Here is a 22,993-nt window from a genome sequence, read left to right as displayed (position 1 = left end):
TCTCGATGCGAGGTGTGCGGCCATGCCGTGCAGCCTTGGACGCTCGGCTCATCCGTGCTCGGGCGGTGCACTCACTGCGGGCACCTCGTGCGCTCCCTCCACGACGCGCCCGCGCGTCACCGTGAGCACGCTTACGGCGGTGACCCGACGCTCGACTCGGCGCGTCTCGCCCTGACCTACCGCACGCTCATCGCGGACGGCGTACCCGAGTCGGTGTTCGAGATCGGCTTCGGCACCGGTGCTCTGCTGCGTCGCTTCCTCGACGGCGGAGCCAGCGTCGCGGGAGCCGATCCCGACCAGCTCGAACTCGCCGTCGATGGCCGTGTGGCCCGCGAGGGATCGCTGCACGCCTGCGGCATCGAGAACGTCACGCCCGACGCCCTGCCCGCCGGCGCCGTCGACATGGCCTACGGCATCCACGTGCTCGAGCACGTCGTCGATCCAGCCCTGACGTTGCAGCGCACCCGCGACCTGTTGCGCCCCGGCGGCAGCGCGCACTTCCTCACGCCGGCCGGTGACTGGGCGGGTCTCGGCCTCGTCAAGGACGGCTGGTGGATGCTCGAGGATCCGACACACATCCGCTTCTTCACGGCGAAGTCTCTGAGCACGATGGCGCGGGACGCCGGCTTCGACTCGGTGGAGATCCGCCGCCCCGTCCTCGACTCGCTCGTCCACGGCGCCGCGAGCACGGTTCGCGCCGTGCGCCCGACCGATCGCCCGCGTGGCGTGCTCGCGCAACGCTCGACGATGGCGCTGGCCGCACTCGGTCTGCCCGGGACACTTGCAGCGCGCGCCGCTGTGCCGCGCCTGCGTCCCACGCTCCACCTCGTGGCCAGGGTTGCCTCATGAGCCGCGGCCTTCGCCGCAGCGTTCACCTGTTCCGCGCCTTCCTCGTGGAACAGAGCGACCCGGCGCACTTCTACGGTGAGCTGGCTCGAGACTCCGTCGCAGGCATCGCCGAGCACCTCGACCTGGACGGGGCTCACGTCCTCGACGTCGGCGCCGGACCGGCGGAGTTCGCCGAGGCCTTCCACGAGTTCGGTGCCACCTACGTTCCCCTCGACGCCGACCCCGACGTCGACTCGGTTCGCCACGGTGGCGTCGTCGGGGACGCGGGGCACCTGCCGTTCGCGGACGGCTCGTTCGACGTCGTCTTCAGCTCGAACCTGTGGGAACACGTGCGCACACCGGAGGCCGTCGCCGACGAGATGCTGCGCGTCGTCGCACCCGGCGGGTTGCTCTACATCGCATACACGAACTGGCTCAGCCCGTGGGGAGGCCACGAGACGTCGCCCTGGCACTGGCTCGGCGGAGAACGTGCCGCTCGGCGGTACGAGCGCAAGCACGGACACCGGCCCAAGAACCTCATCGACGACAGCCTGTTCCGGGTGAGCGTCCGGCAGGGACTCGACTGGGCCGAGGCCGCCCGTGAATCCCGCCGGGCCGATGTTCTCGCCCTGCGTCCGCGCTACTGGCCCGATTGGGCCCGCCCGATCCTGCGGGTGCCGGGCCTTCGGGAGATCGTGACGTGGAACCTGCTCGTCCTCGTGCGCAAGCGGTGAGCGACTCCGCCGTCACGCCCGCCCGGGGAGGACGCCTGCGCCGTTTCCTCGCCGACCCGCTGACGAGCGTCATCGCGGCACTCGGAGTGTTGCCGTGGTTGGTGCAGCCCGGCGTCATCCAACCGGACACGAAGATCGACCTCGTTGCCGCACCGGCCCGCTACCTCGCCCGCTCGCTCGACGCCTGGTCCGGGCATTCGGGGTTCGGCGAACTCCAGAACCAGGCGTACGGCTACCTGTTTCCCATGGGGGCGTTCTTCGCCCTCGCGGACGCGGTGAGCCTGCCCGGGTGGGCTGCGCAACGAGCCTGGTGGACGCTCATGCTCATCGTCGGTGCCTCCGGGGCCGCCCTCTTCGCGCGTCGCGTGCTGGGTGTCGGGACGGCGGCCGCGGCCCTCGCAGGAGTGATGTACGCCCTGAGTCCGCGGGTACTCAGCCTTCTCGCTCAACTGTCCGTCGAGACGTGGCCCGGCATGGTGATGCCTTGGCTGCTGCTTGCCGTTCACGCCCGCCGTCGTTCCGGCGGACTCTCGTGGCGGCGCTACGTCGGTGCCGTCGGGGTGCTGTGCGCCGTTATTGGCGGGGTCAACGCGACGGCGTCGCTCGTCGCCGTGCTCGGTGGGTTCGTGTTCGCCCTGGTCGTGGGTGGGGAGCGGTTGCGTGAGGATCGGAGCGTCGGTCGTCGCGATCTCGTCGGCGGACTCGCCCTGGGCGCCTTTCTCGGCTGCGCCTGGTGGCTCGGCCCGCTCGTCGTGCTCGGCCGCTACGCCTACCCGTTCCTCGATTACATCGAGACCTCTCGCATCACGACGGCCGTGACGTCCGTGCCGGGCATCCTGCGCGGCGCTTCGGACTGGGTGGCCTACATCATCGACGCCGAAGGCCACCCGGTCTGGCAGAGCGGCTGGGTCGTGGCGCAGGGCACCGCGTCGATCGTCGCGGGCTGCCTGCTCGCCGGGGTCGGCCTTGCAGGGTTGCTCACGGCACGCACCGGAGCGGGTACTCACCGACCGGTCGTGCCCCGAGGTCTCGGTGCCATGGTGCTCGTCGGTGTCGTCGGCATGGGGGTTGCCTACGTCGGCGCCGTGCGCGGCCCGTTCGCGGCCACGGCGCGCGACCTCCTCGACGGTCCACTCGCCGCTGCACGCAACGTGCACAAGCTCGACCCTCTCGTGCGACTGCCGCTCGTCATGGGCATCGCCGTCGTGGCCGAGCGGCTGCTCGCGCGCCTGCGGGACCGGGGGGCCTCCGTCACCGACAGTGTCGGGGGAGCCGCGCTGCCGACGCCCGCGGTTTGTTGGGGCGCCACAGCCCTCGCGGTGGCCGTGCTCGCCTCGATGGCACCGTTCTGGCAGGGACGTCTCGGGCACGAACCCGGCGTCACGGCATGGCCGGCCTCGCTGCGCGCCGCGGCGAAGGACATCGACGCCGCGGCCGCGCGCGACGGCGGGTCGACGCTCGTCCTGCCGAGCGCGCGCGCCGCGACCTACGCGTGGGGCACGAGTTCCGACGAACCGCTCGTCGCATTCGCTCAGAGTCCGGTGGCTGTGCGTGCCTCCGCACCGCTCGTTCACCCCGGTGCCCAACGGCTCATGGACGCCGTCGATACTCGTGTGGCGTCGGGCGACACGGCCGGCGTCGCGAAGGCCCTGCGGCGTGCTGGCGTTGCGCGGATCGTCGTGCGCCACGGCGTCACGCCGGCGCAGCAAACAACCTCGGCGGCCCGATACGTCACGGCCCTGCAGGGATCGCCGGACTTCACCGGCCACCGGGTTCACGGATCGGGGGAAACTCGCTTCGATGTGTTCGACATCGACGCGTCAACCTCGAGCGAGCGGGGCACAAAGGCCATCTCCGTCCTCGGTGGCCCCGAGTCGACTCTCTCGTTGGCCGCCGCGGGTGTCCTGCCCTCGTCGCCGCTCGTGACGGGACGCAGGGGTGGGTGGATCACGGACGACGTCCGCAAGCGCGTTTACAACAACGGTCGCCCGCCGGCGCTCGCCTTCGGGCCGACGTTGACGGCCGGCTCGACGAGAGACGCGCGTCTCGGCAGCAGAGACCTCGACTTCGAGGGGCGAACGGCTGCCCTCACGACGTTGGCTCTCGACGGCGTCACCGCCGTTGCGTCCGAAGGTGACGCCTCCGACCCGTTCGGAGACGTGTACCTCGGCCCGGGCACAGGGCCCGCATCAGCACTCGATGCCTCGGACGCCACGGCATGGCTCACGCCCGCCCACGAGGCGACACCGCTCGTTCTGCGGTGGGCGCGCGGCGCCTCCGGCGGCACCGTCACCGTGCACGGCACGAGTACCGGCAAGGCCACACTGCGCGGCTTCGAGGTCGTTGCGAACGGCCGCGCCGTCGAAGCCCGGGCGGCGGGCGAACGGGCCTGGAACGTCACCGTGCCGCGCGGCACGACACAACTCGAACTGCGCCCTAAGGCGTCGGCGCGCGACGAGTCATCGGCCGTCGGCATCAGTTCCATCGATTCCGGAGGAGCAGGGTGGCGGGCCGTCCAGGCTCTGCCGGGGCAGGTCGACACGGAGCGCAACGGCGTCCTTCTCACACGTACCCAGCCCTTCGCCGAAGGGAGAGCTCTGCGCTCCGAAGATGACGGCCAGTGGACCCGTCGGCTCACCGTGGCACGTGCTGGAACCATGGGGGTCAACCTGACCTTGCGTGATGGCGGCCATCGCGACGCCGGGAATGTCCTCTCCGTGCGTCAGCGCGACGGCAGTTGGAAGGCCGCCTCGCTCAACGGTTCGTCGGGCTCATTAGCCCTGCCGAAGGGGAAGGTCGACCTCAAGCTTTCACCTGACGTCGAGAGTCTGCGCCTGACGCCCACCGGCGGCGACGCGCGCGCGGCGCTCGGGCTGAGGGACACCGGCGGCAGCAGCACGACTCCGCCCGCGACGACGCACGAGTCCTCCGTGGTGACTCTCGCCTCGACCCAGGGCGCGAACGCGGGATGGAGCTGCGTGGGCGAGGGGACGAGCCCCGTGACCCTCGACGGCTGGCGTCAGGGGTGTGCGGTGTCGTCGACGCCGTCCGCTGCGCAGGTGCCCGAGCTCGCGTTCGCCCCTCAGATGTGGCACCGCGGTGCCCTCCTCGTCGGGGGTTTGGGTGTCCTGATTGCGGCCGTGCTCGCCGGCTGGCCGCGCCGCAACCGTCCCGCTCCTGAGAACACCCAACCGGACGCCGCTGCGATGACCACCGCGGCGGGAGGCCGTACTCGCCTCGGGGCTGTGGCCGGTTGTCTCGTCGTCGGAGCGCTCGCCGTGGCTCTCGCGGGTTGGTGGGCCGTGCCCGCTCTCCTTCTGGCCTTCGGTCTGCCCCGCAGGTGGCGGCCGACGACCGTCGTCGTCGCGCTCGCGTTGACAGGGCCGGTCATGGCGACCCTCGGCGTCGTCGACCGCGCGTCGTCCGGAGCGCTCGTCGGTCAGGTGCTCGGTGTGACAGCGCTCAGCGTGTTCGCCGCGGAGCTCCTCGGTGCCCCCAGCGGATGGCGGGCCGTTCGACGAAGCGGCGACTCGCGTCAGCAAGGAACCACGTGACGACGAGCGTCACCGTGAGGACGAGGACGAACGGGGCGTGGAAGATCCGCAGGCCCAGCGAGGCGAAGAGCACCTGGAGCACGACGAGGTGCCAGAGGAAGACGCCGTAGCTCGTCTCGCCGGACGCGAGTGCGAGGCCGGTTGACGAGCGGCGCTGCACCTCGCGAGGCGCGTTCGTCGCCGCCACGAGCAAGGCGCCGGCGACAATCCCGTACAGAATCTCCTTGGCCGCCGCCGCGAGAACCGTCGGTGTCTCCAGACCGATCGGCCCACCGAGCGGGGTGGCGGCCACCAAGTAGGCCAGCACGGCGACGAGCAGCGCGTGGCCTGCGGTGAGGCGCGAGGCAATCCCTGGTCGCTGTTCGAGCATCCAAGCCCACCCGATGCCGACGCAGAACCACGCAGCGTGGCCGAGGGCGCTCGTGCCGAGCCACCCCCACGTCGGCGAGCCCTGCGAACTGGCGAACGCCTGGACGAGGACCCCGAAGGCCGCCACGAGCACCAACACGACAGGGACGGTGCGCCCTGCAGCGCGACGACGCAGGAGCCACGCGCCGATCACCGGAACGAGGACGTAGAAGGTGACCTCGGTCGTCAGGCTCCACGTCTGGGTGAACGCGCGGTAGCTCTCGTGGGTGAAACCCTGGAGCAGGAACACGTGCGTGAGCACCTGACGAAGCGAGCCGACGGTCCCGTCGATCATGACGGCAGCGCCGAGAACGGCCACCAGGGCGAGCCAGTACGCGGGCATGATGCGCGCGACGCGGCGCCGGGCGTAGTCCGGGGGAGTCGCACGTCCGGCGCAGTAACCGCGGGTGAGCAGGAAGGCGGAGATCGCGAAGAACACGGCGACACCGCTGTCGCCTCGCGCCAGCAGGCGCCCAGCACCGTCCACGTTCGCCGCGCCGGTCCAGAAGGCGACGTGGGAGAGCAGGACGAGCAGCGCCGCGACGGCCCGCAGTGGGCCGATGGCGGGAATGCGGCGCATGTCGATCTCCCTCGCACTTACCATCGGGTAACGTGCGGCGCGCACGCATCGGTCGAATGGAGGCTAGCCGCAGATGAAGGCTCATGAGGGGGCAACCCCCACAGGCGACGCCGCACCGGCCGGTCGTGACTATCTCGATTACCGCAAACCCGTTCTGCGAGCGCGTGCTCCGCTGCGGGTGAGTTTCGCCGGCGGCGGCACGGACGTGGCACCGTTCCCCGAACGTGAGGGCGGCTGCGTTCTGTCGGGCACCATCAGCCAGTTCGCCTATTCGACACTGCGCCCGCGCACAGACGGTCGCATCACCGTGCAGTCCCTCGACTTCGGGTACTCGATCGGGTTCGGCGTCGACGACCCCGTGGAGTACAACGGACAGCTCGACCTTCCCAAGGCCGCCATCGCGCGCATCCGGACGATTCCGGGCGCGCACGCCGTCACGGGCTTCGACCTGTTCCTCCACACCGCAGCGCCGCCCGGGTCGGGCCTCGGCAGCTCGAGCGCCGTCATGGTCTCCGTCATCGGTCTCGTCGCGCAGCACTGCGGCCTCGATCTCACCGAGTACGAGATCGCCGAACTCGCCTACCGCCTCGAACGTGAGGACCTCGGCATCCCCGGTGGTTCGCAGGACCAGTACGCCGCAGCGTTCGGCGGCTTCAACTTCATCGAGTTCACCGGTGACCAGGTTGTCGTCAATCCGTTGCGCGTGCGCGAATCGACGGTGCACGAGCTCGAGCACAACATGCTGCTCGCCTTCACGGGTCAGACGCGCGTGAGCGACCACATCATCGAGGACCAGCGCAGCCGGTACGAGACGGGCAACGCGACCGCGCTCGAAGGCCTGCGGGCCCAGAAGGAACTCGCGGCCCAGATGAAGATCGCTCTCGTGCGCGGCGAGGTCGACACGATCGGGCACCTCCTCGGTGAAGCGTGGCGCGAGAAGCAGAAGATGTCGGAGCGCATCACGACGCCGCTCATCGACGAGGCGATGAAGCGTGCCCTCGCGAGCGGTGCCCTCGGAGGCAAGGTCACCGGCGCCGGGGGAGGCGGCCACATGGTCTTCGTCTGCGAGTTCGAGCGTCGCCACCTCGTGGCGCAGGAACTCATCGACCTCGGCCTCACCGTCTCCGAGCCGATCTTCAGCCGCGACGGCGTCACGACCTGGAGAGGACAGAACTGATGGCTCACCCGATCGAGGACGTCACGCCCGACGCCATCGGCGCCGCGACGACCGCGCAGCTCGATGCAGGCATCGACGCCTGGCTGCACCTCGCCGAGGCGCTGCGGGAACCCGAACTCTTGGCCCAAGTGCGTGCCGCCGGCGAGGCCCTCGTCAGTTCGCTCGCCGCAGGCGGCAAGGTGCTCGTCGCCGGCAACGGAGGGTCTGCAGCGATCGCGTCCCACGTCGCGGCCGAGTTCATCGGCAAGTGCATCCACGACCGGGCACCGCTTCCGGCGGTGAACCTGGCCGAGAGTCTGTCGTCGATCACTGCCATCGGCAACGACTACGGCTACGAGCACGTCTTCGACCGCGGTGTTCGCGCCCTCGCGCGCCCCGGTGACGTCTACGTCGCGATGTCGACGAGCGGTCGCAGCGCCAACATCGTGCAGTCCGTCGCGACGGCGCGGGAGATGGGCGTGACGACGATCGCGATGACCGGGCTCGGCGGTGAGCACCTGCGGGACGCCGTCGACCACCTCCTCGTCGTGCCGAGCGTGCAGACGCCACGCATCCAGGAGGTCCACATGCTGTGGGCCCACGCCTGGTGCGAGGCTGTCGACGTCCTCAGCCTGCGCTCCTGACCGTGACGCCGACGCGGGAGTGGCTCTGCGGCCTCGCCCACGAGCCGTTGCCTCCACCACCCGTCACCGGGGGTCTCGACGCCGTGCTGCTCGACCGTGACGGCACGCTCAACGTTCTGGGGCCCGGCTATCGCACACTCGGCGACTTCGAGTTGCTACCCGGCGCTGCCGAATCCGTGGCACGGCTCAACGCCCTCGGGGTGCCGGTGGTCCTCGTGACGAACCAGCGCGGGATCTCGACAGGCGCGCTCACCTGGGACGCCCTGGCAACCGTCCACGCGCACCTCGTCGAGCAGTTGGCAGCCGAGGGCGCCCACCTCGACGACATCCGCCTGTGCCCGCATGCCTCAGGGGAGTGCACCTGCCGTAAACCGTCGCCCGGCCTCATCGACGCCGTGGTGGCCGAGAACCGCTGGATCGGGCGGAAGCGAACCCTCTTCGTCGGCGATGCGGAGTCCGACGAAATGGCTGCGAGAGCCGCCGGTGTCCACTTTCTCGGCGTGGCGAGTGACCTAGGTCTCATCGACGTGGTGGACTCTGTTCTGGCGCTGTGGGAACGTCCGAGGTCATCTACTTCGTGAATCGGGTCACACGAGGGGCTTCGAAGGTGTTACCGTCGCGTAAGTTTTTTCGTTCCCCTAGGAGGATCCAGTGCGCAAGGCTGCTGTGATGATCGGATTCGGGGCGTTCTTCCTCACGATGGCGCTCCTCATGCGGTTCCACGCCTACCCCAAACTCGCGGTCGTTCCGCTCAACCAGAACACGCAGCAGACCGTGGCTGACGACAACGCGAAGTACTTCGACGCCGACAAGGTGAAGGGCGGCAGCGGCAAGATCCTCACCAAGGCAACCGTCGTGGCCGACAAGGCCGCGAGCGAGAAGGTCTCGGAGGAGCTCGGTCGCGACGTCGTCGTCATCGACCAGTGGCAGTCCACCGACAACTTCGACGACAAGGGCCAGATGAAGGCCCCGCCGATGAGTGCCACGACGCAGCGGGTCGCCATCGACCGCTCCACGGGCGAGGCCGTCAAGTGGGACGGTAACGAGCTCAACGGCAAGCCGGTCGACATCAAGGGTCACACGATCAAGTTCCCCTTCCAGGTCGACAAGGACGCCAAGTACGAGTATTGGGACACAACGCTTGCCAAGGCCATCCCCGTGAAGTTCGCGGGCGAGGACAAGATCAACGGCATGAAGACGTACAAGTTCACGCAGTCGGTCCCGAAGACGGCGTTCACCAAGATGGACGTCCCCGGTGAGATCTTCGGTCTCGACAAGGGCAAGCAGACGGCCGACCGCACGTACGCCAACGAGCGCACCATCTGGGTCGACCCGGTGACCGGCGTCATGATGAAGCTTCAGGAGAAGCAGAAGCAGACGCTCGAGCTGGAGGGCCAGGAGCCCGTCAACGCGATGGACACGACCTCCACGATGACGCCGGAGACGGTGGCCAAGAACGTCGACGAGTACAAGTCGAAGGGCAGCCAGCTCAACATTCTGCGTAACTGGGCGCCGCTCGTGCTCGGCCTGCTGGGTCTGCTCGCCCTGGTCCTGGGTCTCATCGTGTCGATGCGTTCGCGCCGCACGGTCGGTGCCCACGCCGAGGAGCGTCGCGACGACTACCGCGATGACTACCGTGACGGCAACGGGAACGACAACGCCAACATGGTGTTCGGTGACCGCCGCGACGACGGGGTTCAGTACTGACCATGCGCGTCGTCATCACCGGCGGGGCAGGGTTTCTCGGCTCACACTTGGGCGAGACCCTGCTCCGTGGGGGTCATTCAGTGGTGGCCGTCGACAACTTCGTCACCGGCCGCGCCACCAACGTCGCCCACCTCGTGGGTGATCGCTTCACTCTCGTCGAGCACGACGTGACGGAACCGTTCGACATCGACGGCGACGTCGACGGCGTCCTGCACTTCGCCTCGCCCGCCTCTCCGGTCGACTATCTCAAGATGCCGATCGAGACGCTGCGCGTCGGGTCGATGGGTACGCAGAACGCGCTCGAGCTGGCTCAACGAAAGGGCGCGAGGCTCGTCCTGGCGTCGACGTCCGAGGTCTACGGTGACCCGCAGGTTCACCCGCAGCCCGAGACGTACTGGGGGCACGTCAACCCGGTGGGTCCGCGCGGCGTCTACGACGAGGCAAAGCGCTACGCCGAGGCTCTCGTTCTCGCTTATCGCGACAACCGTGGGGTCGATGCGTCAATCGTTCGCATCTTCAACACGTTCGGTCCGCGCATGCGCCCCAACGACGGTCGAGCCATCCCGAACTTCGTGCGTCAGGCGCTGGCCGGTGAACCGGTGACGGTGAGCGGCGACGGTAGCCAGACCCGTTCGATCTGCTACGTGGACGACCTCGTCGACGGCATCCTCGCGATGCTGCTCGAGACGCACGACCCGGGCCCGGTCAACATCGGCAACCCGCACGAGATCTCGATGCGTGACCTCGCGCAGTGGATCATCGACCTCACGGGTACCTCGTCCGAGATTCAGTACATCGCGCGCCCGACGGACGACCCGACCGTGCGCCGTCCGGACACGACGAAGGCGCAGGCGCTTCTCGGCTGGTCGCCGAAGGTGAGCGTCGAGACGGGTCTGGAGCGCACCATCGCTTGGTTCCGCGAGCACCCCGAGGCCGACGAAGGGCACGTCCTCCCGGCGGGGGAGACCGAGCACATCCTCAACCGCTGAGAACACGAACGAGAGGGCCGATCACGTGACCACGTGGTCGGCCCTCTCGTTATCCGTCGGCCTTGCGGACGTCTCCAGGTGCCTGTGGCCGCCGTTGTTCATGGCGAGCATCTTCAGGTTCGGGGCTTTCGCCCGGTGAGGACGAGCGTGCCCGGCACGAGATTTCCTCGAAGGGGACTCCAGCCGCCCCACGTCTGGTTGTTCGACTCCTTCCATGGCAACTCGCGCAGCTGTTCGAGGACGAGCCCGGCGCCGAGCAGCTCCGCCACGCGGGCTTCGAGGGTGCGGTGGTGCTCGGCGTACAGCACTCGCTCACCGCGCGCCTCGGCGTAGGGCGTCGTGTCGAAGTAGGAGTACGTGACGAGAAGGCCGCTCTCGTCGGGCACGTCGGGAAGCGTCCAGCGAAGAGGGTGCGTCGTGGAGAAGGCGACGAGGCCGCCGGGCTTCGTCACGCGGGCGAGTTCGCGCATGAGGGCAGCCGTGTCGGCGATGAACGGAACGGCGCCGAAGGCGGAGAACACGACGTCGAACGCGTTGTCGGCGAAGGGCAGGCGCGACGCGTCACACTGCGCGAGAGCTGGCCCGGTGTGGTTCGGCACGGTCGCCGCTCGCCGGGTGTCATCGATGTGTGCGCCCTGGCGCAGCATGCCCAGGGACAGGTCGGTGGCGACGACCCGCGCTCCCTGGCCGGCGCACCAACGTCCGGCCTGTGCTGCTCCCGAGCCGAACTCGAGCACGTCACGCCCGTCGAGGCAGCCCTCCGGGCCCAGAATGCGCAATTCCGCCTCGGTCCAGCCCTCCGGACCCCAGACGAGCTCGGCGTCACCGAGGAAGGCGCCGTGCTCGGCCATGTACTCGTCGGCCTCGCCGTCCCACCAGGCGCGATTGGCCCGGGTGCTCTCTGGCCCCGATACGGTGAAGCGACCGGCGCGGTCGGGCGTCTCGTTCATGGCCCCGACGCTACGGGAGGGGGAGGCCGTCCGTCGTCGCGGCCCCGCGGAATGACGCGGCGACGAGCGTCCAGCGCGTTCCCAGGCCCGGTTTGGGTGACGGTGCGCCGTTCGATAGGATGAAGGCGCGTATCGCTGTGGTTTCGTGCCCGATCACGTCGGATCCGACCCGAACTGCGCTCACAAGGCTGTCACAGGCCGAAGGACCGCGCAGTGGGAACGACCAGGTGACCGAAGGCGAGACGTTCGAGAATCACAACGCGCGGACGCTTCTTACGGCCGTGCACCGTGAGTTTCGAGTGCGATACCTAGCTTGTTCTGTCCGCTCAGGGCGTGCGCCTTCCGGCTGTGCGTCCTCCCGAATTGCCCACCGAAAGTTACTTCTTACACATGACTTCCACTACGACCTCCCAGATCGCTGTCAACGACATCGGTTCGGAGGAAGAGCTGCTCGCCGCCATCGACGCGACGATCAAGCACTTCAACGACGGTGACATCGTCGAAGGTGTCATCGTCAAGGTTGACCGCGACGAGGTTCTCCTCGACATCGGTTACAAGACCGAGGGTGTCATCCCCTCGCGCGAGCTCTCGATCAAGCACGACGTCGACCCCGGTGAGGTCGTCAACGTCGGTGACGAGGTCGAAGCCCTCGTTCTCCAGAAGGAGGACAAGGAAGGCCGCCTCATCCTGTCCAAGAAGCGTGCGCAGTACGAGCGCGCCTGGGGCACGATCGAGAAGATCAAGGAAGACGACGGCGTCGTCACCGGTACGGTCATCGAGGTCGTCAAGGGTGGTCTCATCCTCGACATCGGCCTGCGCGGCTTCCTCCCGGCTTCGCTCGTGGAGATGCGTCGCGTCCGCGACCTCCAGCCGTACGTCGGCAAGGAGATCGAGGCCAAGATCATCGAGCTCGACAAGAACCGCAACAACGTCGTTCTGTCGCGTCGCGCGTGGCTCGAGCAGACCCAGTCCGAGGTCCGCACCACGTTCCTCAAGGAGCTGCAGAAGGGCCAGGTGCGTTCCGGCGTCGTCTCGTCCATCGTCAACTTCGGTGCGTTCGTCGACCTCGGTGGCGTCGACGGTCTCGTTCACGTCTCCGAGCTGTCCTGGAAGCACATTGACCACCCGTCCGAGGTCGTCGAGGTCGGTCAGGAAGTCACCGTCGAGGTTCTCGACGTCGACATGGACCGCGAGCGCGTCTCCCTCTCGCTCAAGGCGACGCAGGAAGACCCGTGGCAGCACTTCGCTCGCACGCACGCCATCGGCCAGGTCGTGCCGGGCAAGGTCACGAAGCTCGTTCCGTTCGGTGCGTTCGTTCGCGTCGAGGACGGCATCGAGGGCCTCGTCCACATCTCCGAGCTCGCTGAGCGTCACGTGGAGCTGCCGGAGCAGGTCGTCACGGTCGGTTCCGACATCTTCGTCAAGGTGATCGACATCGACCTCGAGCGTCGTCGCATCTCGCTGTCCCTCAAGCAGGCCAACGAGGACGGCGCCGCGGCTGCCGAGTTCGACCCGACGCTGTACGGCATGGCTGCCGAGTACGACGAGCAGGGTAACTACAAGTACCCCGAGGGGTTCGACCCGGAGACCAACGAGTGGCTCGAGGGCTACGAGGCTCAGCGCGAGAAGTGGGAGAAGCAGTACGCGGACGCCCACGCTCGCTGGGAGGCTCACCAGGCTCAGATCGAGCAGGCGCGCAAGGACGACGCCGAGGCTGCTGCCTCCGGCGAGACGGCCCCGACGTCCTACAGCTCGAGCGCTTCCTCCTCGTCCTCGACGTCTTCGTCGTCCTCCTCGTCCAGCTCGTCCTCGAGCTCGACGCCGGCCGAGGGCACGCTGGCTTCCGACGAGGCTCTCGCCGCTCTGCGCGAGAAGCTCACGGGCAACTGATCCCACCGGTGACGCAGTCGCGTCACCACGGATCCTGCGAGAAAGCCCCGTTCGACCTCACGGTCGGGCGGGGCCTTCCGCATGCCCGTGGGGTCGTTAGGGTTGCGGGGTGAACGAACCGAAGGTGCTCGTGCTCGGGGGCACGGCCGAAGCGCGTGACCTGGCTTCCTCGCTCACCGAGGCAGGTGTGGGCGTGCTCTCCTCGCTGGCTGGCCGCGTGTCACGGCCACGGTTGCCCGTGGGCCCGGTGCGGATCGGCGGTTTCGGCGGAGCTGACGGGCTGGCGGCCTTCCTGCGCGACGGCAGGTTCACCCACCTGGTCGTGGCCACACATCCGTTCGCAACACGGATGGCGGAGAACGCTCGCGAGGCTGCCGCTTCGGTCGCGGTGCCCGTTGTCAGGCTCGCCCGACCGGGATGGGAGGGGCACCCTGATGCCGGCACGTGGACGTGGGCGAGCGACTACGCCGCCGCCCGCACCGCGGCAGAAGGCTTGGGCGAACGTCCGTTCCTCACGACGGGGCGTCAGACGCTCACTCACTTCGCGCCATGGGCGAATCGCGACGTCCTCGTGCGGGTCGTCGAACCGCTCGCAGCGCCCTCGCCCCGGTGGACGGTCGTGCTCGACCGTGGGCCGTACGACGTCGAGGGCGAACGCGTGCTCCTGCGCGAGCACGGCATCGACGTCCTGTTGACCAAGGATTCGGGTGGCAGGTACACCGAGGCCAAGCTCACGGCCGCGCGGGAGCTGGGCGTTCGGGTCGTCGTCGTCAGGCGACCCCCATCACCGGCCGGGATGGGCGAACTCGACGACGCAGCAGCGGTCGTGCGGTGGGTGGACGACCAGGGCTAGCTTGCTCGTGCCCGAGGGTCTACCGGCGTCGAAGCCGTCCACCCATGGCGGTCGCGGTCACTGCGGCCCCGAGGACGACGAGGCCGACCTGTCGCGTCAGCGTTACCGCGTGCCGGATGTCACCGACGGACACGGGACGACCGTCGCCCAGCTGACCGCGGTCTTCCACCTGGCCGCCATAGGTGGTGAGCCCCCCGAGCTGCACACCGAGGGCGTACGCCGCAGCCGCTTCCACAGGACCGGCGTTGGGGCTGGGGTGCCGCGCGCCGTCGCGGGACGCGCCGGTGAGCACGCGCCGCGCCGCACTCGTGCCGTCGGTCGCACCTGCGACGGCAGCCGTTGCGAGCAAGCTGACCCGCGCCGGCAGCCAGTTGAGGACGTCGTCGAGGCGGGCGGCGGCCCAGCCGAAGTCCGCGTAGCGCTCGGACCGGTGTCCGACCATCGCGTCGAGTGTGTTGACGCAGCGGTGGAGCACGATTCCAGGAGCGCCCGCGAGAGCACCCCAGACGAGCGTGGCTGCCACGGCGTCCGACTGGTTCTCGGCGAGCGATTCGACGACGGCTCGGGCGAGAGCGTCAGCCTCCAGCGCGCTGGTGTCCCGGCCCACGAGTGACCGGATCCGCCGGCGGGCCCCCTCGAGATCGCCCTCGAAGAGCAACTCGTGCACCGCGAGCGCCTCGCGTTCGAGACTGCGGCCTCCGAGGGCGGCCCATGTGACCGCGGCGGTGACGAGCGTGCGCGAGGCGGGCAGGTGCGTCGCGAGCACCGCCAGCCCCACCCACGGGGCCGTCGTCACGACGACGAAGCAGGTGCCGCGCGTCCGGCTGGGTGCGTAGAGCTGCCGCTCACACGCCAGAGCCCACGTCCCGAAGCCCGCCACAGGGTGGCCACGCTGTGGGTCGCCGAGCAGGCGGTCGGCACCGTAACCGAGGAGAAGTCCGAGCGCGCGTTCGTTCAACGGTGTCCGTCCTTGATGACGAGGGGGCAACCTGCGACCACGAGGACGAGCTGGTCGCAGACCGCGGCGATGCGTTGGTTGAGCCGGCCGAGTTCGTCGGTGAACAGTCGGCCGGAGGCGTACGGAGAGACGAGGCCGAAGCCGACTTCGTTCGTCACGATGACGAGGTCGTCCTCGTAGTTCGCGATGGCGTCGACGAGAGACTCACGCGCGTCGCGGTACGCCGTCTGCCATCCGCGCCGCGGTGTCTCGTCGTTCCAGGCTTCGAGGGCGTCGAGGGTGCGCGAGAGCCAGTTGCCGACGTCATCGAGCAAGATCGGGCCGGTTGTCGCGGTGAGGGCTGCCGCAACGTCGAGGGTTTCGAGCGTCCGCCACGAAGCCGGTCGTCGTTCCTGGTGGAGCCGTACCCGCTCCTGCCAGTCGGCGTCGTCGCGGGGTACGCCGGTGGCCAGGTACGTTGCGTCGGCGAGGAGGCCCTCGGCGTAGGTCGACTTGCCCGAGCGAACGCCTCCCGTGATGAGCGTCTTCATCGCCACGCTCCGGAAGCGAGCACGACGAGGAGGGCCGCGGTGGCGAGTTCGACGGCGGCGCCGAACACGTCGCCGGTGATACCACCGAAGCTGCGACGGCACACGAGGACCAGAGCGCTCACCACGACGACGGCGACGGCGGCCGCGACGCACGCTCCGATCGGCCGCAGGCCGGAGAGAGCCGCGACCCCAGCCAACGCGAGAGCGACGGGCGCGACGACGAGGGCAGCGACGGCGGGGGAGACGGTGCGCGTCATGAGGGCGCCCATTCCTCCGGTTGTCGCGGGGGATGGGCCGGCTGCCAGAGCGGTACAGGCGGCCCGGCCGGCGCACCACGCGGCTGAGACGAGGAGGGGGTGATCGACGAGGGCCGCCACCCCGGCCGCTTCCAGACCCAGCACCACGACGAGGGCGACCGCGCCCATGGGGCCGACGTCGCCTCGCTTCATGACGGCGAGCGCCCGCTCGCGATCCCATCCGGCGCCGAGACCGTCGGCAGTGTCGGCGAGTCCGTCGAGGTGCATGCAGCGGGTGAGCAGAGCGGAGACAGCCACAGCGAGGAACCCGACGACGAGCGGACTGAGTTGCGCGAGATCGGCGGCCCACACCGTGAGGCCGACACCCACCGCCACCGGGAGAGCCGCCACCGGTGCGAGCGTCATGGCGACGCGTGCTGTGGAACGGGAGGTGTCGACCTCCCCGACCGGAACGACGCTCAGGGTGCCCATGGCCAGTCGCAAACCCGCGAGGAGGCTAGCCATCAGCGCCTCCCAAAGCCGTGACGACATCGCCGATCACCGTGATGGCCGGCGGCTCGAGCCCGCCTTGCGCCACGGCGTCGGCAAGGTCGGCGAGCGGTGTGACGACGTGTCGTTGCGTCGGTGTCGCACCGTCGGCGATGCAGGCCGCCGGCGTGGTTGGTGCCAGGCCGTGGCGTTGGAGCTCGCCGGCGATCGCTCGCAGGTTGGCCACGCCCATGAGCACGACGATCGTCAGCCCGCCGGTGGCGAGTGAGCGCCAGTCGACGGTGCAGCGCGGGTCGCCGGGCGGCACGTGGCCGCTGACGACGCTGAAGCCCTGCGTGAGGCTGCGATGGGTGAGCGGGATGCCTGCGAGCGCCGGAACCGCGATCGCGGAGGTCACGCCGGGGACGAGCGTCACCGGGACGCCGGCGTCGGCGCAGGCGATCCACTCCTCGCCGCCCCGGCCGAAGACGAAGTTGTCGCCGCCCTTGAGGCGGACGACCTGCTTGCCGTCGCGGGCGCGCTCGACGAGGAGGGCGTTGATCGTCTCCTGCGGCGTGAATTCCCCGCGCGGGATCTTGCCGACGTTGACGAGTTCGGCGTCCGGCCGGGCGTGCGCGAGTGAGGCCAAGGGTGCGAGCCGGTCGTAGACGACGACGTCGGCCTGCTTGACGGCCTCGAGACCAGCCACGGTGAGCAGCCCGGGGTCGCCTGGCCCGCCCCCGACGAGGACCACCGCCCCCGTTGCGTTCCGAGCGGAACTGCCCGAACTTCGGGCGTCGGGCGCAACACCCTTCAGGTGCGCGGACGCGTCGACGACCAGGGCATACGCGAAGGGGTCCGGCTCCTCGACATGGGTGAGCTGGCCCCGCGCAGCCAGATCCTCCGTGACAGCGGATCGTTCCTGCGCGGGAACGTCGACCCGAAAGCCCCGCTCAGCGAGATCGGCGACGACGACGCCTACGCGCTCGTCGGTGCGATGGACGAGAGCGGTGTTCATCGCATGGGCTCCCTCGTGTTCGGGCCGCCGGTTCGCTGGAGGACTCGCCCGAGGGCGGCGAGGAGGGCGTCCGTCGTCAGCGGGTCACGCACAGCGAGTCGGATCCATTCGGGCCCGAGGCCGGGGAAGGTCTCGCAACGCCGTGTGGCGAAGCCCTCCTCTCGCAGTCGTGCGTGGACGCCCGTTCCCACCTCGACCGTGACGAACGGTGCGCGGGACGGCAAGGGGTCCAGACCGAGCGCGCGCAGTCCGTCGACGAGGTGTTCGCGCCACTGCTCGGTCTCGACAGCCCACTCAGCCACCTGGCGCAGGGCGCTTGGTGACGTCGTGAAGATCGCGGCCTCGGCCGCGAGCGTGTTGACCGACCAGTGCGGTTGGGCGTGAGAGCACAGGGCGACCAGCTCGGTGTCGCCGACGAGGTAGCCCGCGCGCAGGCCGGCGATCGACCAGGTCTTCGTCAGCGAGCGGACGACAAGCAGGCCCTCGACCTCGTCGACGGGTCCGTTGAGGAGCGAGGCGTGCTCGCCGGGCACGAGATCCATGAACGCCTCGTCGACGACGAGGATCCGGCCCGGTCGGCGCAGGGCGAGAAGCTCGGCCCGGGAGTGAAGCGCACCCGTGGGGTTCGTAGGGTTCCCGACGACGACGAGGTCGGCGTCATCCGGAACGCTGTTGAGGCTCTCGCCGAGCCACGTTCGCACGATGTGAGGTCTTGGCCGATGGCCTGCGCGCTTCAGGGCGGCGTCGGGCTCGCTGAACTGGGGGTGAACCACGAGGGGCGTGTCGAACTCGAGACCGCGCGCGATGAGGGTGAAGGCCTCCGCCGCACCGTTCGTCAGCAGCACCTGATGCGGCGCGACCCCGTGACGCGCTGCGACGGCGTCCCGGGCGGCGTCGGCACGGGGGTACGCCGCGAGGCCGGAGAGATTGGAGGCGAGGTGCCGCGTGAGTTCGGCGGGTGGCTGCGCGGCGCGGACGTTGACGGCGAAGTCGATCAGTGCCTCGTCCAGCTCGTCGTCGCCGTGGAAGAGCGTGGGGTTGCCGACCGGCGTTTCCCCGGAGAAGAAGCCTCGTCCGTGGGCACCGGGCGCAGTCGGAGCCTGCGGGCCGGCGTGAACGGCGTCCGCGAACGTGACGGCCCGCTCCGGCGCTCCGGCCCAGTGCGTGTGGAGGTAGGACGCGTGAACGGTGGGGTGCCCGGTGCCCGCGGGATCGAGCGCGAATCCCTCGGCAGCACCGTTGAACTCCCAGGCGGGCTGCCTCCCCGTACGGGGCTCGGTGACGGTGCGGTGGAACTCGTGGCCGCGCACGGGCGGGTTGTCCGGGAAGGCTGGGTCGATCGCCTCGCGGTAGCCGAGGGTGAGGCGCGGGCTCATCGTCGCGCGCGCGTCGATGACGTCGGCGAAGCGGTGCCCGTCGACCTCGGCGAGGAGGTAGAGCATGCCCGCGCACTCAGCGACGGTCGGTACCCCCGCGCGGACAGCCGCGGCAACGTGATTGAGCAGCGATCGGTTCTTCGCGAGCGCCGCAGCGTGTACTTCCGGGAAGCCGCCGCCGAGGTAGAGGCCACGTGTGCCCTCGGGGAGGGCCTCGTCCGTCACGGGATCGAAGACGACGGGTTCGAGGCCCTGGGCGCGCAGCAGCTCGTCGGTCTCGGCGTAGCGGAACGTGAAGGCGCGGCCGCCTGCAACGGCCACCCTGGGCCGTTCGTCACCGGGCGTGAGCTGACGCGCGGGTGGCGTCCACGGTGTCGCCTCGAGCGGTGCCGCGGCGCGGGCCACCTCGAGCAGCGCACTGAGGTCGATGTGCTCTGCGGTGGCACGCGCGAGGTGGTCGAGCGTGGCGCGGGCGTCCGCGCTCTCCGCGGCGGGCACGAGTCCGAGATGGCGGGACGGAACGCTGACGCCTGCGTCGCGCGGCATGGAACCGAGCACACGGATGTCGGCCTCGGCGCAGGCCCGGCGCACTTCGTCGGCGTGCCGCGGCGACCCGGCCTTGTTGAGGATGACGCCCGCGACGTCGAGGCGCGGGTCGAACGAGCGCAGCCCGTGAACGACAGCCGCAACGCTCCGGCTCGCCGAGGAGACGTCGACGACGAGGACGACAGGCGACTGTGTGAGCCGAGCGACGTGAGCCGTCGAGGCGAAACCGTCCGTGCCGAGTCGACCGTCGAAAAGGCCCATGACACCTTCGATGACGGCAACGTCCGCAGGGTCCGGCTGGTGGGCCCCGGCGAGCAGAAGCGGCGCGATGCGTTCCTCACCCTGCATCCACGGATCGAGGTTGCGCCCGACGCGCCCCGTGGCGAGCGCGTGGTAGCCGGGGTCGATGAAGTCCGGGCCGACCTTGGCCGGCGCCACGTTCAACCCGCGCGTGGCCAGCGCGGCCATGACACCGACGCTGACCGTCGTCTTGCCCTGACCCGACGAGGGCGCAGCGAGGACGACGCGAGGGAGCACGTGTGAGTCGCGCGCCGCTGATCCACTCACCATTCGATGCCCCGCTGGCCCTTCTGGCCGGAATCGAACGGGTGCTTCACCTTCGTCATCTCCGTCACGAGATCGGCGACCTCGATGAGCGCGGGGTGCGGGTCACGTCCGGTGATGACGACGTGCTGGTGGCCGGGGCGCGAGGACAGGGTCTCGGCCACCTCGTGCGGGTCGATCCAACCCCACTTGATGGGGTAGGTGAATTCGTCGAGGACGTAGAAGCCGTGTGTCTCGGCGGCCAGTCGTCGCTGGATCTCGCGCCACCCCTCGAGCGCATCGGCAGCGTGGTCCTCCTCGGAGCCGGCGCGGCGCGACCACGACCAGCCGGAGCCCATCTTGTGCCACTCGACCGGGCCACCCTGGCCCGTGCTCGTGTGGACTTCACCGAGCGCTTCGAGCGCGGCCTGCTCACCGATGCGCCACTTGGCGGACTTCACGAATTGGAAGACGCCGATCGACCAGCCCTGGTTCCAGGCGCGCAGCGCGAGCCCGAAGGCGGCCGTCGACTTGCCCTTGCCCGCGCCGTGGTGGACGACGACGAGGGGGCGGTTGCGGCGCTGACGGGTCGTGAGGCCGTCGTCCGGAGTGCTGGGGGTCTGTCCCTGGGGCATCAGGCTGCCTTCCCGTTCGAGGTGCGCGGCGTCGCCGCGGGAGCGATGGCGTCGATGAGGCCGGTGGCCGAAACCTGTTCCAGCGGCACGTGACGGGCGAGCATCCGCTGGGCGAGCTGCCCCGCGAGGCCGAGTCGGAAGCGTCCCGATTCACAGTCGACAACGATCGTCTCGACGTCGAGGGAGTGCCACCTATCGGCCACGTCGAAGGCTCGCTCGAGGGCGCGCTCGCCGCTCGTCGCGCGGCCGTCGGTGACGAGGACGACCAGGGGACGGCGGCTCGGGTCGCGAAGCCGCTCGATGCGCAGCACGTCTGCCGCTTCGAGGAGGCCCTCCGCGACGGGGGTGCGCCCGCCGTGCGGAACGTCGGCGAGCAGGGTCGCGGCTCGGTCGACGGACGAGGTCGGCGGTAGGACGAGGCGGGCGCCGTCGCCGGCGAACGTCACGAGGCCAACCTTGTCGCGACGCTCGTAGGCGTCGAGCAAGAGCGAGAGCACGGCGGTCTTGACCTCGCTCATCCGCTTGCGTGCGGCCATCGAGCCCGAGGCATCCACGCAGAAGAGGACGAGGTTGGATTCACGGCCCATGATCCGCGCATGGCGCAGGTCCGCCGGTTCGACGAGGAGCCCCGAGCCGGGCTCGGCCTTCCGTGCTACTTGCCGCACGGCCGCTTCGCGGACCGTCGCGAGGAGGTGGACCTTGCCCTCACGATCGGGGCGCACACCGACGACACGGCCCGTCGTGGTCTCCGCCCGGCTGCGCCGTCCGGCCTCGCCACGGCCAACGCTCGACAGTTCGAAGCGCTGTGGGCGGTAGGGAGCGCCGACTGATGCCGTGGCGACGGGTGCCGCCGCGTTCTGCGGTTCGTCCTGTGTATCGGCAGGGCTCTGATCCGCCTCAGTCTCGGCATGAGTGTCGTGCGAGGACGTGGGTGACTGCTCGTCACGCGGTCTGTCGTCCTGGGCAGGCGGCGGTTGAGGAGAGTCGGCGCTTGGCCCGTCAGTCGCGTCGCTCCCGTCCGCGGCCTCGGAGTCGGACGGGTCCTCGTCATCGGGCCCCTGCGGCTCGTCGTCCGGGTCGTCGCCGCCCTCGGGCGGCGGGGGCGGTTCCTCGTCGAGCAGCCGATCGAGGAGGTCTTCGTCGAGGCCGGGCGGGTCGAAGGGGCCGCGGCGTCGACGGTGTGCGAGCGCGAGGACGGCCGCTGCGCGGATGTCCTCACGCTCGACGGCGTCGGCGCCACGCCACGCGGCGTGCGCACTGGCCGTTCGCGCGATGACGATGTCGGCACGCATCCCGTCGACGTCGAAGCCGGCACACACGCGGGCGATGGTGCGCAGCGCCCACGGGGAAAGGACAACCCCTCCGACACGCTCCTGGGCCGCGGCGATGCGCTCACGCAGACGAGCCTGATGGCCCGCGAATCGTTCGAGGAACGCATCGGGGTTCGCGTCGAAGGCGAGGCGACGCGTGACGACTTCGGCGCGGACCTCGGGGTCACGCGAGGCTGCGACGTCGACGGAGAGGCCGAAGCGGTCGAGCAGCTGGGGGCGGAGTTCGCCTCCTCGGGGTTCATCGTACCGACGAGAACGAAACGGGCTGCGTGCGTCACCGACATGCCGTCACGCTCGACAGTATTGCTACCCATCGCCGATGCGTCGAGAAGGAGATCGACGAGGTGGTCGTGCAGGAGGTTGACCTCGTCGACGTAGAGCAACCCCCGGTTGGCCTCGGCGAGCAGGCCGGGGCGGAACTCGGCGCTGCCGGCGCCCAAGGCCCGGGCCAGATCGAGCGAGCCACTCACTCGGTCGTCGCCGGCGCCGACGGGAAGTTCGACAAGACGGACCGGGCGACTCGTGGCGTCGCCGTCAGCGCTGTGCGGGCCGTCGGGGCAGTTCGGCTCCGGGGCGAGCGGGTCGCAGCTGTAGCGGCAACCGGCGACGACGTCGATCCGGGGGAGCACGTCGACGAGCCCGCGCACGATGGTCGACTTGGCCGTGCCCTTCTCACCGCGAACGAGCACACCACCGATGGCCGGTGAGATCGTCGTCAGCACGAGAGCCAGTTCGAGGTCGTCTGCGCCGACGACGGCCGTGAAGGGGTAACGGGACATCACGATTCCTCCTGACAAGTGACCACGCTTGCCGTACGAGATGCCGCGGCTCGTGCACGCGGCAGGTGATGACGACGTCCTGGCTCGCTTCGAAGGGAAGCTCACAGTGGCGGGACCGCTCCGGATTCTCACCGGTATTCCTCGTCATGCAACCGGGAGACATCATGGCAGACGAGCGCGCCGCGGTGGTGTCCGGGCCGATCCGAGGTTTCACCTTCCGTCAGTGGCCGCCGTCGGTGCTCAGCGTTGTCGTAGGGTG

20 protein-coding genes, 1 pseudogene and 1 riboswitch are annotated in these 22,993 nt (G+C 69.7%); of the genes and pseudogenes, 11 read left to right on the top strand and 10 right to left on the bottom strand.

The window, feature by feature from the left end:
* The first annotated feature begins 27 nt into the window (after positions 1-27).
* From D1832_RS02475 to D1832_RS02465, 3 genes are read left to right on the top strand one after another with little or no spacing between them, the layout of a single operon-like run.
* A complete protein-coding gene (locus D1832_RS02475) occupies positions 28-849 on the top strand; it encodes a class I SAM-dependent methyltransferase (RefSeq protein ID WP_241510822.1) in 822 nt (273 codons plus the stop codon).
* Positions 846-1,562: a class I SAM-dependent methyltransferase gene (locus D1832_RS02470; RefSeq protein WP_118912467.1), complete on the top strand. Its 717-nt coding sequence runs from the start codon at positions 846-848 to the stop codon at positions 1,560-1,562. Before D1832_RS02475 ends, D1832_RS02470 begins: the two co-directional genes overlap by 4 nt.
* Positions 1,559-5,116 (top strand): alpha-(1->3)-arabinofuranosyltransferase domain-containing protein, encoded by a 3,558-nt coding sequence (locus tag D1832_RS02465; RefSeq protein WP_147362592.1) that lies wholly within the window; start codon positions 1,559-1,561, stop codon positions 5,114-5,116. Before D1832_RS02470 ends, D1832_RS02465 begins: the two co-directional genes overlap by 4 nt.
* Here D1832_RS02465 and D1832_RS02460 read toward each other — a convergent pair.
* Entirely contained in the window at positions 5,025-6,104 is a 1,080-nt protein-coding gene (locus D1832_RS02460; RefSeq protein WP_182434626.1) for an acyltransferase family protein, read from the bottom strand. The two genes, D1832_RS02465 and D1832_RS02460, sit on opposite strands and share 92 nt — an antisense overlap.
* Before the next feature lie 73 nt (positions 6,105-6,177).
* Here D1832_RS02460 and D1832_RS02455 point away from each other — a divergent pair, with 73 nt between their 5' ends.
* The 5 genes from D1832_RS02455 (at position 6,178) to D1832_RS02435 (ending at position 10,600) form a co-directional block, all read left to right on the top strand.
* Positions 6,178-7,281, top strand: coding sequence for a GHMP family kinase ATP-binding protein (locus D1832_RS02455; protein WP_182434625.1), 1,104 nt, complete (start codon positions 6,178-6,180; stop codon positions 7,279-7,281).
* The gene (locus D1832_RS02450; protein ID WP_118912464.1) at positions 7,281-7,904 is read left to right on the top strand and encodes a D-sedoheptulose-7-phosphate isomerase; all 624 of its coding nucleotides are present in this window, start codon (positions 7,281-7,283) and stop codon (positions 7,902-7,904) included. Before D1832_RS02455 ends, D1832_RS02450 begins: the two co-directional genes overlap by 1 nt.
* Before the next feature lie 2 nt (positions 7,905-7,906).
* A complete protein-coding gene (locus D1832_RS02445) occupies positions 7,907-8,485 on the top strand; it encodes a D-glycero-alpha-D-manno-heptose-1,7-bisphosphate 7-phosphatase (RefSeq protein ID WP_182434624.1) in 579 nt (192 codons plus the stop codon).
* An 88-nt stretch (positions 8,486-8,573) separates the two neighbouring features.
* A complete protein-coding gene (gene pgfA, locus D1832_RS02440; RefSeq protein WP_241510821.1) occupies positions 8,574-9,611 on the top strand; it encodes a cell envelope lipid trafficking protein PgfA in 1,038 nt (345 codons plus the stop codon).
* 2 nt (positions 9,612-9,613) lie between these two features.
* The gene (locus D1832_RS02435) at positions 9,614-10,600 is read left to right on the top strand and encodes a UDP-glucuronic acid decarboxylase family protein (RefSeq protein WP_118912461.1); all 987 of its coding nucleotides are present in this window, start codon (positions 9,614-9,616) and stop codon (positions 10,598-10,600) included.
* 113 nt (positions 10,601-10,713) lie between these two features.
* Here D1832_RS02435 and D1832_RS02430 read toward each other — a convergent pair whose 3' ends face one another.
* A complete protein-coding gene (locus tag D1832_RS02430) occupies positions 10,714-11,550 on the bottom strand; it encodes a class I SAM-dependent methyltransferase (protein ID WP_118912460.1) in 837 nt (278 codons plus the stop codon).
* Positions 11,551-11,940: 390 nt separating this feature from the next.
* On the opposite strand from D1832_RS02430, the gene rpsA reads away from it, so the two are divergent.
* A complete protein-coding gene (gene rpsA / locus D1832_RS02425) occupies positions 11,941-13,440 on the top strand; it encodes a 30S ribosomal protein S1 (protein WP_047312744.1) in 1,500 nt (499 codons plus the stop codon).
* A gap of 109 nt (positions 13,441-13,549) precedes the next feature.
* Entirely contained in the window at positions 13,550-14,293 is a 744-nt protein-coding gene (locus tag D1832_RS02420) for a cobalt-precorrin-6A reductase (RefSeq protein WP_118912459.1), read from the top strand.
* A 19-nt stretch (positions 14,294-14,312) separates the two neighbouring features.
* Here the strand turns inward: D1832_RS02420 and cbiB are convergent, their stop codons facing one another.
* The 8 genes and pseudogenes from cbiB to D1832_RS15680 all read right to left on the bottom strand — a co-directional run.
* The gene (cbiB, locus tag D1832_RS02415) at positions 14,313-15,251 is read right to left on the bottom strand and encodes an adenosylcobinamide-phosphate synthase CbiB (RefSeq protein WP_118912458.1); all 939 of its coding nucleotides are present in this window, start codon (positions 15,249-15,251) and stop codon (positions 14,313-14,315) included.
* Positions 15,248-15,781 carry a bifunctional adenosylcobinamide kinase/adenosylcobinamide-phosphate guanylyltransferase gene (locus tag D1832_RS02410; RefSeq protein ID WP_118912567.1) on the bottom strand — a complete coding sequence of 178 codons (534 nt, stop codon included), beginning with the start codon at positions 15,779-15,781 and terminating at the stop codon, positions 15,248-15,250. Before D1832_RS02410 ends, cbiB begins: the two co-directional genes overlap by 4 nt.
* The gene (locus tag D1832_RS02405) at positions 15,778-16,542 is read right to left on the bottom strand and encodes an adenosylcobinamide-GDP ribazoletransferase (protein WP_118912457.1); all 765 of its coding nucleotides are present in this window, start codon (positions 16,540-16,542) and stop codon (positions 15,778-15,780) included. Before D1832_RS02405 ends, D1832_RS02410 begins: the two co-directional genes overlap by 4 nt.
* Entirely contained in the window at positions 16,535-17,524 is a 990-nt protein-coding gene (cobA, locus tag D1832_RS02400; RefSeq protein WP_118912456.1) for a uroporphyrinogen-III C-methyltransferase, read from the bottom strand. The genes D1832_RS02405 and cobA overlap by 8 nt, the downstream gene beginning before the upstream one ends.
* A complete protein-coding gene (locus tag D1832_RS02395; protein ID WP_118912455.1) occupies positions 17,521-20,016 on the bottom strand; it encodes a bifunctional hydrogenobyrinic acid a,c-diamide synthase/histidinol phosphate aminotransferase CobBC in 2,496 nt (831 codons plus the stop codon). Before D1832_RS02395 ends, cobA begins: the two co-directional genes overlap by 4 nt.
* Positions 20,010-20,624 carry a cob(I)yrinic acid a,c-diamide adenosyltransferase gene (gene cobO, locus D1832_RS02390; protein ID WP_118912454.1) on the bottom strand — a complete coding sequence of 205 codons (615 nt, stop codon included), beginning with the start codon at positions 20,622-20,624 and terminating at the stop codon, positions 20,010-20,012. The genes D1832_RS02395 and cobO overlap by 7 nt, the downstream gene beginning before the upstream one ends.
* On the bottom strand, positions 20,624-21,943 hold the full coding sequence (locus D1832_RS15685) for a VWA domain-containing protein (RefSeq protein ID WP_241510819.1): 1,320 nt from the start codon (positions 21,941-21,943) through the stop codon (positions 20,624-20,626). Before D1832_RS15685 ends, cobO begins: the two co-directional genes overlap by 1 nt.
* A 284-nt stretch (positions 21,944-22,227) precedes the next feature.
* Positions 22,228-22,338 (bottom strand): annotated as a pseudogene (locus D1832_RS15680) (hypothetical protein); the annotation flags it as partial.
* Between D1832_RS15680 and D1832_RS15675 the strand changes: the two are divergent.
* Positions 22,306-22,662 (top strand): hypothetical protein, encoded by a 357-nt coding sequence (locus D1832_RS15675; RefSeq protein ID WP_241510818.1) that lies wholly within the window; start codon positions 22,306-22,308, stop codon positions 22,660-22,662. The pseudogene D1832_RS15680 and the gene D1832_RS15675 sit on opposite strands and share 33 nt — an antisense overlap.
* A gap of 140 nt (positions 22,663-22,802) precedes the next feature.
* Positions 22,803-22,882: riboswitch (adenosylcobalamin (AdoCbl) riboswitch) on the bottom strand.
* Positions 22,883-22,993 lie beyond the last annotated feature (111 nt).

It is taken from the genome of Dermacoccus abyssi (genome assembly GCF_003515945.1).
GTDB lineage: Bacteria > Actinomycetota > Actinomycetes > Actinomycetales > Dermatophilaceae > Dermacoccus > Dermacoccus abyssi.
Note: the sequence above shows the minus strand (reverse complement) of the source record. Positions and strands in the feature narration are given on the sequence as shown.

Coding starts and splice junctions, on each gene's coding strand:
- pgfA (WP_241510821.1), top strand. CDS start 8,574: ATGATCGGATTCGGGGCGTTCTTCCTCACGATGGCGCTCCTCATGCGG.
- D1832_RS02470 (WP_118912467.1), top strand. CDS start 846: ATGAGCCGCGGCCTTCGCCGCAGCGTTCACCTGTTCCGCGCCTTCCTC.
- D1832_RS02410 (WP_118912567.1), bottom strand. CDS start 15,781: ATGAAGACGCTCATCACGGGAGGCGTTCGCTCGGGCAAGTCGACCTAC.
- D1832_RS02460 (WP_182434626.1), bottom strand. CDS start 6,104: ATGCGCCGCATTCCCGCCATCGGCCCACTGCGGGCCGTCGCGGCGCTG.
- D1832_RS02395 (WP_118912455.1), bottom strand. CDS start 20,016: ATGGTGAGTGGATCAGCGGCGCGCGACTCACACGTGCTCCCTCGCGTC.
- cobO (WP_118912454.1), bottom strand. CDS start 20,624: ATGCCCCAGGGACAGACCCCCAGCACTCCGGACGACGGCCTCACGACC.
- D1832_RS02455 (WP_182434625.1), top strand. CDS start 6,178: ATGAAGGCTCATGAGGGGGCAACCCCCACAGGCGACGCCGCACCGGCC.
- D1832_RS02450 (WP_118912464.1), top strand. CDS start 7,281: ATGGCTCACCCGATCGAGGACGTCACGCCCGACGCCATCGGCGCCGCG.
- rpsA (WP_047312744.1), top strand. CDS start 11,941: ATGACTTCCACTACGACCTCCCAGATCGCTGTCAACGACATCGGTTCG.
- D1832_RS02435 (WP_118912461.1), top strand. CDS start 9,614: ATGCGCGTCGTCATCACCGGCGGGGCAGGGTTTCTCGGCTCACACTTG.
- cobA (WP_118912456.1), bottom strand. CDS start 17,524: ATGAACACCGCTCTCGTCCATCGCACCGACGAGCGCGTAGGCGTCGTC.
- D1832_RS02405 (WP_118912457.1), bottom strand. CDS start 16,542: ATGGCTAGCCTCCTCGCGGGTTTGCGACTGGCCATGGGCACCCTGAGC.
- D1832_RS02430 (WP_118912460.1), bottom strand. CDS start 11,550: ATGAACGAGACGCCCGACCGCGCCGGTCGCTTCACCGTATCGGGGCCA.